This window comes from Tepidimonas ignava (assembly GCF_004342625.1).
GTDB lineage: Bacteria > Pseudomonadota > Gammaproteobacteria > Burkholderiales > Burkholderiaceae_C > Tepidimonas > Tepidimonas ignava.
Genome location: NZ_SMAH01000020.1, coordinates 35,389 through 38,277 on the forward strand (window position 1 = coordinate 35,389; position 2,889 = coordinate 38,277).

Genomic DNA, 2,889 nt, shown 5'->3' on the forward strand with positions numbered 1-2,889 from the left:
CGGGATCGAGCGTGCCGCGGGCCTGCCGCTTGCCGCGATGCGCGGGGTCGCGGCTGGGCTGGCCGCGCCCATGGCCGCGGGCGGCGTCATGATGGGGGCAGCAGGAGCAGCCGGAGCCACGCCGATGGCCGCTGGCGGACCGGTCATCCAGATCACCGTCAACCTCACCGGCCCCGCCACACCAGAGGCCGCGCAGGATGTCGCCGCCGCCGTGCGCCGCGAGGTCGAGCGGGCACTCGCGGAAGCCGCCCGCCGCGCAGCGCTTGCCCGCCGCGCAGCGCTTATCGACGGGGGGCTCGCCTGATGGACATTCTCATGACCCTGGGCGACAGCGAACAGCAGTTCCGCTTTGCCATCGACACCGCGGCTTACCAGGGCCTCACCCGCCGCACCGAGTGGCGCTGGCCGGCGCAAGAGCGGCTGTGGAACGAGCCGGTGCGCCAGTTCACCGGGAAGGGCAACGACGAAATCACTTTGGAGGGCGTCATCCTGCCGGCGTTCCGCGGCGGCATTGGCCAGATCAAGGCCATGCGGGCACTGGCCGACCGCGCGCTCACTGACGCCTCCGGCGCGCGGCCGCTGCTGCTCGTCACCGGCTACGGCGAAGTCCTGGGCGAATGGGTCATCACCGCCATCGAAGAGGAGCAGCCGGTGATCGGCCCCTCGGGCGCCCCCATCGAGCAGCGTTTCCGGCTGACGCTGGGCGCTTACGCGAGGGACATGGCATGAGCACCTACACCACGCAGCGCGACGGCGAACGGCTCGACCTTATCTGCTGGCGATGGTACGGCACGCTGTCGGGCCGCGTCCTCGAGCGCGTGCTCGACGCCAACCCAGGACTGGCCGCGCGCAACCCCGCGGCGCTGCCTTCCGGCACGGTCATCTCCATGCCTGACGCACCGGCGCAGCCCGCGCCCGCCGCGAGGGTGTTCTGAGCCATGCGTCCGGTCTTCTACCTCTTTGACACCGCGGGCACGGACCTTACCGGCACGCTCATCGACCGAACCACGCGGCTCACCGTCGTGGACGCCGAAGGGCTCGCGAGTGACACGCTCGAAGTCGAGCTCGACGACCGCGGGCAATCGGTCGCGCTGCCAGCCGTTGGTGACCGGCTGCGCCTGCTCTTAGGCTACCTCGAGCGGCCGCCGATCCCGGTGATCGGCGACTTCGTGGTCGACGAGGTGCGCCTCTCCGGCCCGCCGCTGTCGATTGCCTTCACCGCCAAGGGTGCGGACATGACCCGCGCTCTCAAAGCGCCCGTCATTGACGACGGCGACGATGGGACGCTCGCCGACCTCGCCCGCCGCATCGCCGGCCGGCACGGCTACACCGCAGAGCTGCACCCGGACGCCGAAACCATCCCGCTGGGCCACATCGACCAGCAAACCGAGTCCGACATGGCGCTACTCTCGCGCCTGGCGCGCGATCGCGACTGGGTGCTGCGGCTCGACGGCAACCGCCTCATCCTACGCCCGCACGCGGGCAACTTGCCGCCGGCCCGCGCACCCGAGCCGTGGCACCCCGCGTTGCACCGGCTGGACGCCAAACGCATCACCCGCTACGACTACACCACCAACGCCCGCTCCCGCTACGGCAAAGTGCGCGCCTGGCACTACGACCCGGACACGGGCCGGCGCGTGCCGGTCGAAGTTTGCGACGATGAACAAGCGGACGCCCCCACGCTGGACCTCCGGCACGACGCCAAGGACGAGCGTGCCGCGCTTGATCTGGCCGCCGCGCGCCTTCGGCAACTGCGCCGCGCCGAGGGCAGCCTCACGCTTGAGCTGCCCGGCGACACGCGCCTTTTGGCCGGCCACCACGTGCTGGTGCGGGGGCTCTCCGAGCCTGTCGGCGGCCAGTGGGTCATCCAGCGCGCCGAGCACACGCTGGATGCCGGAGGGCTTCGCACCCGGCTGGAATGCGTGCCGCCCGCACCAGCCGGGCGCGCCAGTCAAGATGTGATCGACGACATCCTGAAAGAGGAGGTCGAACCGTGACCGCTGTGACCACCCTCGACATCCTGCCGCGCCGCACGCCAAACCTCGCCCGCCTCAAACGCTGGCGCGGGCTGTCGGCGCGCGATGGTCGCGCTATTGACGGCATCGACCACCTGCGGCAAAGCATTGTGGACATCCTCACCACCTACCCCGGCGAGCGCATCATGCGCCCGGAGTACGGCAGCCGCCTGCGCGACCTCATCGACCGTCCTGTCAACGCCCAGTGGCTTGCGGGCCTGTACTTCGAGGTCGCCTTTGCCATCCAGCGCTGGGAGCCGCGCGTCAAGGTGCAACGCGTGGCCGCCCGCATGGACACGCCAGGCCACGTCACGCTCGACCTGACGCTGCGCCTCGGCGCGCAGGATCAGCCGCAGACGCTGCGCCTAGAGCTGTGACGATGACCATCCAGCAGCGCATCCTCCACATCCTCATCGCGCTCGACCAACTCGCGTGGGTGCTGCTGACGCTCGGGCGCGGGCATCCTGATGAGACCATCAGCGCGGCCGCCTGGCGCATGGAGCAGCAGGGCAAGCTGGCCGGGCGCATCCTGCGCCCGCTCATCGATGCGTTGTTCTGGCCGCTGGAGCGAGATCACTGTCGGCTGAGCTTTGAGTCTGAGGTGCGTGGCGCGCAGCTTCCGGACGCCTACCGTGCTAGCGGTGTCAGGCTGCATACGACGCGGTGAGGCAGGCCGTCAATGGCGCGCATTGACGGAGCGAGTGCTCCCAAATTGCTACCGTAGCGCAAAATGCTCTAGGATGCCGCGCGTTGAACTACGGCGGGCTGCCAGCCGTGAATTAGTCGCCCCTGAAATATTCATAACATCATGATTTTTCTTGTGTTATTGTCTGTTTGCGAGTACAATTTCCCCCAGATCTGATGTCTGATGCGC

6 protein-coding genes (1 of these 6 only partly in view) are annotated in these 2,889 nt (G+C 69.0%); all 6 read left to right on the forward strand.

Translation table 11 applies throughout. The features are described from left to right. Tightly spaced (at most 3 nt apart), the 6 genes in view from EDC36_RS12505 to EDC36_RS12530 form a layout consistent with a single transcriptional unit that may run on beyond the window. Positions 1 to 304, forward strand: the final stretch of a protein-coding gene (locus EDC36_RS12505) for a phage tail tape measure protein (RefSeq protein WP_424565386.1). Its footprint begins 1,967 nt before the window's first position; 304 of the gene's 2,271 nt are visible here — the last part of the coding sequence; the start codon falls outside the window, past its left edge; the stop codon is at positions 302 to 304. Continuing rightward, a complete protein-coding gene (locus EDC36_RS12510; protein WP_207895082.1) occupies positions 304 to 729 on the forward strand; it encodes a phage tail protein in 426 nt (141 codons plus the stop codon). The genes EDC36_RS12505 and EDC36_RS12510 overlap by 1 nt, the downstream gene beginning before the upstream one ends. Further along, positions 726 to 935, forward strand: coding sequence for a tail protein X (locus tag EDC36_RS12515; RefSeq protein WP_132963605.1), 210 nt, complete (start codon positions 726 to 728; stop codon positions 933 to 935). Before EDC36_RS12510 ends, EDC36_RS12515 begins: the two co-directional genes overlap by 4 nt. A gap of 3 nt (positions 936 to 938) precedes the next feature. Further along, positions 939 to 1,997, forward strand: coding sequence for a phage late control D family protein (locus EDC36_RS12520; protein ID WP_132963606.1), 1,059 nt, complete (start codon positions 939 to 941; stop codon positions 1,995 to 1,997). Next, positions 1,994 to 2,392, forward strand: a complete 399-nt coding sequence (locus EDC36_RS12525) for a GPW/gp25 family protein (protein ID WP_207895083.1) — start codon at positions 1,994 to 1,996, stop codon at positions 2,390 to 2,392. Before EDC36_RS12520 ends, EDC36_RS12525 begins: the two co-directional genes overlap by 4 nt. Before the next feature lie 2 nt (positions 2,393 to 2,394). Beyond that, positions 2,395 to 2,682 (forward strand): pseudouridine synthase, encoded by a 288-nt coding sequence (locus EDC36_RS12530; RefSeq protein ID WP_132963608.1) that lies wholly within the window; start codon positions 2,395 to 2,397, stop codon positions 2,680 to 2,682. The last annotated feature ends 207 nt before the right edge of the window (positions 2,683 to 2,889 follow it).

Excerpts from the sequence above, each read along its gene's own strand:
- EDC36_RS12510 (WP_207895082.1), top strand. The coding sequence starts at position 304 with ATGGACATTCTCATGACCCTGGGCGACAGCGAACAGCAGTTCCGCTTT.
- EDC36_RS12515 (WP_132963605.1), top strand. The coding sequence starts at position 726 with ATGAGCACCTACACCACGCAGCGCGACGGCGAACGGCTCGACCTTATC.
- EDC36_RS12520 (WP_132963606.1), top strand. The coding sequence starts at position 939 with ATGCGTCCGGTCTTCTACCTCTTTGACACCGCGGGCACGGACCTTACC.
- EDC36_RS12530 (WP_132963608.1), top strand. The coding sequence starts at position 2,395 with ATGACCATCCAGCAGCGCATCCTCCACATCCTCATCGCGCTCGACCAA.